Consider the following 3,714-nt stretch of genomic DNA (forward strand, 5'->3'; position numbering starts at 1 on the left):
GGGGTAAGTGTTTAATAAAAGTTAGGTTTAAGTGTCGACCTTTGGATTAACTAAGGGGGGATAGTTATTCAGGGGGGTTAGTAATGGTATACTTCACCCTAGAACCTAAGAGGAGGAGGGATGATTTCTACGATATGGAGGATGGGCTTAACGATTTCGTGAATTCGTTGGGTAGGTTTAGGTTTATAATTGTTGAGGGGTTGAGGAGATATGGTAAGACTTCACTAATACTGACTGGGTTGAATGTGGCTAATGTTAGGTATTTGTTCTTGGATTGTAGATTGCTGAGCTCTGCCAAGGCATCCTTTGATAACCTTTTAAGTATGATTGAGGTTGAGGTTAGTAGGAATAGTTGGGCTAAGAAGCTTATTAAGGGTATGGACTATTTTGAGGTTGGTGGAGTTATCAGGTTTAAGTTTAGGAGACCTGATGTTTTACTTGACATCTTTGAGAATTTGGGGGATACCATTGTGGTTTTTGATGAAGTTCAGGAATTGAGGAATTTGAAGTTTAGGTTTGATGGATTCCTAGCATATGCATTGGATCATTTTGACGTTAGAATTGTGGTTTCAGGTTCGGAGGCTGGTTTGCTAAATAAATTCTTGAGGATTGAGGATCCTGAAGCACCACTATACGGTAGACCATATAAACTCATAGAGCTTAAACCATTAACTAGGGATGCTGCAATAGACTTCCTCAAGAAGGGGTTTGAACAGGAGGGTTTAGATGTGGGTGATGAATTGATCAGTGAAGTTGTGGAGAATTTCAATGGAATTATAGGTTGGCTAACATACTTTGGATACAACTATGTGAGGGGTTTGAGATCCATGAATTCAATAATTGATGCTGCAATCAACATGGTTTTAGCTGAAGTTGAACACTTCCTTGAAACTAGGGGTGTTGGTAGGGGTAGGTATAGTGAAGCTTTGAAGACAATTTCAAGTATGGGGAGGTGCTCATGGAGTGAGGTTAAGAGGAGGTTGGAGGCTAAACTTGGACGCATACCAGACACTACACTAGCAAATATACTTAGAAGTCTGATGGATTATGGATTGATAGTTAAGGTTGATGGCGAATACATGATCACAGACCCAATTCTCCGCAGAGCCGTTATTAGGATTTAAATGAAATCTTTTTCTTTAGGGGTTTGTAAGTTTCAATTGTTTATGTGGGGTTTCATATGAGGGTTTTAATGATTTCACCAAAGGTTTCAGGTATTGGTGGTGTGGCTCAGCATGTTTCCAGTTTGATGGGTAGGTTGAGGGGGATGGGTTTCAATGTGGATTGAAAGAAAAGAAGAAGGTGTAGCAAGCGGACTCGACGAGGACAGAAAATTGTTAAGCAAACTCTTCGATTTCGTTGAGGAGCGAAGGATAGGGATCGTTATAGTAGCTTTTAAAGATAGGCTAACTAGGTTTGGTTTTAGTTATTTGGAGAGGTGTTTTTCATCTCATGGTGTCAGGATTGAAGTTATTAATGTGGAAGAGCCTAAAGATGCATATCAGGAGCTTGTTAAAGATTTAATAGCCTTAGTATCGAGCTTTGCTGGGAAGCTATATGGGTTGAGGAGCCACAAGTATGAGGGGGTGGTCGGAGGTGTCAAACAGCTTATTGCTGAGTGAAACCTGCAAGTTCAAGCTTAAGCCCAGCATGGAGCAGAGGCAAATACTGGAGGAACTCTTCTCCACATATAGGGACATGGTTGGAGAGTGCTTGAGGAAAGCAATGGATTTGAACATAACATCGAGGAAGAGGTTGCATGAATCAATATATAAAGAGCTGAGAGCCAAACATCCCAATTACCCATCACACTACATTTATACTGCTATAACAATGGCTTTAGGAATGTACAAATCATACAGGAGGGTTTCAAGGAAGGGGGAAAACGTAAAGCCTCCATCAATAGAAGAGTTGAAAACCATACTCCTCGACGATACGCACCTCTTCTGGTTCAATTGGGGAGGCCTCAAGCTTGCTACACATAAAGGACACATATTAGTACCCTTTGAAGCCCACGAGCATTCCAAGAAGTTTATGGGTTGGAGTGTTAAAGGTTCAAGGCTTCTGAGAAAAGATGACGGGTATTTTTTCCACATCACATTCAGAAGAAACGTTGAGGAAAGGATGGTCGATGGACTACTCGGCATCGACGTTAATGAAAAGAGTATAGACTTAGCGGTAGTCAAGCCCGGTGAAATCATGTTCGTGAAGCTAGATATAAGTGAAGCGAAGTATATTAGAGATAGATACTTCAAAAAGAGACAGAGAATTCAAAGCAAGACAAGGGGACGGATTAAAGCCAAACTACTGGCTAAGTACTCTGGAAGGGAAAAGAGGCGGATAAACTCAATAATCCATAAGGCATCAAAAATAATAGCTGAGATGATCATTAAGGAGAATGTTAAACCAGTTATGGAGAAGTTGAAGAAAATGAGAAAAAGAATTAGGTATGGTAGAATGATGAATAGAAGACTACATAGCATGCCGTTTAGGAAAATACAGTCCTACATCTCCTATAAATCGATTGAAGGAGGTTATAAACCTGAGTACGTTGATGCTAGAAATACTTCTAGGGTTTGCCCGATATGTGGCGAATTGAATAAGCCGAATGGGCATGCGTTTAAGTGTAAGAGATACGGCTTCCAAACAGATAGGCATCTGGTGGCCGCTTGGAATATAGCCGTAAAACTCCCAATGTGCCGTCCCCTACCGTTGGCGGCGAAAGCCATCAATGAAGCCTTTAAGGCTGAGGTGGAACGGATAGTAATAAAATGCTAACTATCCGACAACGGTATGCCAACAGTTCTATTGGAGGCTATGGCCCTCAAAATCCCAATAGTAGCCACAAGGATGCATGGAGTTTTGGATGTGGTTGACGATTCATGTGCAATCCTAATTCAACCAGACAACCCGAAAGCTCTTGCTGAAGCAATAAATAATTGTTTAAGTGGATATCCGGAGGAATACATTTCAAATGCATATGAGAGGGTGAAGGTGGAGTTTAATTGGGATGTGGTTTCAGAGAAGTATGTGAAGTTGTATATGGATTTATTGCATGGGAAGAGCTTCTGAGGAGGCTCTATCACTATATGTGATGGCTATTGCAACTGCCACTAATGATAATGCTGCTAGTAGTGGGTATATCATGTTTATGCCGTAATTGTCTGCTATTATTCCAGCTATGTATGGCCATATGGATCCGAATGCCCATGTGAATGTTAGTGAAGCACCATATGTTAGGCCCATATGCTCTTGTGGTGAGCTTTTCGATATTGTGGAGTATACTGGTGGCCATACACTTAGGATTAGTATCCAGATTGGGACTAGTATTATTGTGGTTAATGCTGTGTTTGATGATGCTGTTAACGTTATGGATAGTATTGAAATTATCGTCATCTCCAATGCCACAATCCTCATCTCACCTCCACCCTTCAATAGTATTCCAGTCATAACTGGTCCCATTATGCTTATGGCTAGTATTAATGAGAATATGTAATTTGACCATTCAATGCTTAAACCCATGTGGTTTAGGTATGTTGTTGTGAATGTTAGAATTATCCTGTAGCATGATGTTATTATTCCTAGAACTATTAGTGGCTTTATTAATTGTTTTATTAGTTTGTAGTTTGAGATGGTTTTGCCGATAACCCTCCTGTTAATGTTGATGTTTGATGATGCCTTGTATAGGATTATGCTTATGGAGATTGCTGTTAA

At 40.4% G+C, this 3,714-nt stretch carries 5 protein-coding genes; 4 read left to right on the forward strand and 1 reads right to left on the reverse strand.

Translation table 11 applies throughout. The annotated features are described in order from the left end of the window. Positions 1-83: 83 nt before the first annotated feature. The 4 genes from MRT15_RS10495 (at position 84) to MRT15_RS10510 (ending at position 3,072) form a co-directional block, all read left to right on the forward strand. On the forward strand, positions 84-1,124 hold the full coding sequence (locus tag MRT15_RS10495) for an ATP-binding protein (protein ID WP_304330080.1): 1,041 nt from the start codon (positions 84-86) through the stop codon (positions 1,122-1,124). Positions 1,125-1,277: 153 nt separating this feature from the next. Then, complete coding sequence (locus tag MRT15_RS10500; protein ID WP_304330082.1) at positions 1,278-1,622, forward strand: recombinase family protein; 345 nt, start codon at positions 1,278-1,280, stop codon at positions 1,620-1,622. Continuing rightward, the gene (locus MRT15_RS10505; RefSeq protein ID WP_304330084.1) at positions 1,597-2,778 is read left to right on the forward strand and encodes a transposase; all 1,182 of its coding nucleotides are present in this window, start codon (positions 1,597-1,599) and stop codon (positions 2,776-2,778) included. Before MRT15_RS10500 ends, MRT15_RS10505 begins: the two co-directional genes overlap by 26 nt. A 15-nt stretch (positions 2,779-2,793) precedes the next feature. Then, entirely contained in the window at positions 2,794-3,072 is a 279-nt protein-coding gene (locus MRT15_RS10510) for a glycosyltransferase (RefSeq protein WP_304330086.1), read from the forward strand. Here MRT15_RS10510 and MRT15_RS10515 read toward each other — a convergent pair. Continuing rightward, positions 3,049-3,714: MFS transporter (locus MRT15_RS10515; RefSeq protein ID WP_304330087.1), on the reverse strand; the 666-nt coding region annotated here is incomplete at its 5' end. The two genes, MRT15_RS10510 and MRT15_RS10515, sit on opposite strands and share 24 nt — an antisense overlap.

The organism is Candidatus Culexarchaeum yellowstonense (assembly GCF_024707025.1).
GTDB lineage: Archaea > Thermoproteota > Methanomethylicia > Culexarchaeales > Culexarchaeaceae > Culexarchaeum.

What these genes read in the sequence shown, in the direction of transcription:
- MRT15_RS10495 (WP_304330080.1), top strand. Translation starts at nt 84, where the DNA reads ATGGTATACTTCACCCTAGAACCTAAGAGGAGGAGGGATGATTTCTAC.
- MRT15_RS10500 (WP_304330082.1), top strand. Translation starts at nt 1,278, where the DNA reads ATGTGGATTGAAAGAAAAGAAGAAGGTGTAGCAAGCGGACTCGACGAG.
- MRT15_RS10510 (WP_304330086.1), top strand. Translation starts at nt 2,794, where the DNA reads ATGCCAACAGTTCTATTGGAGGCTATGGCCCTCAAAATCCCAATAGTA.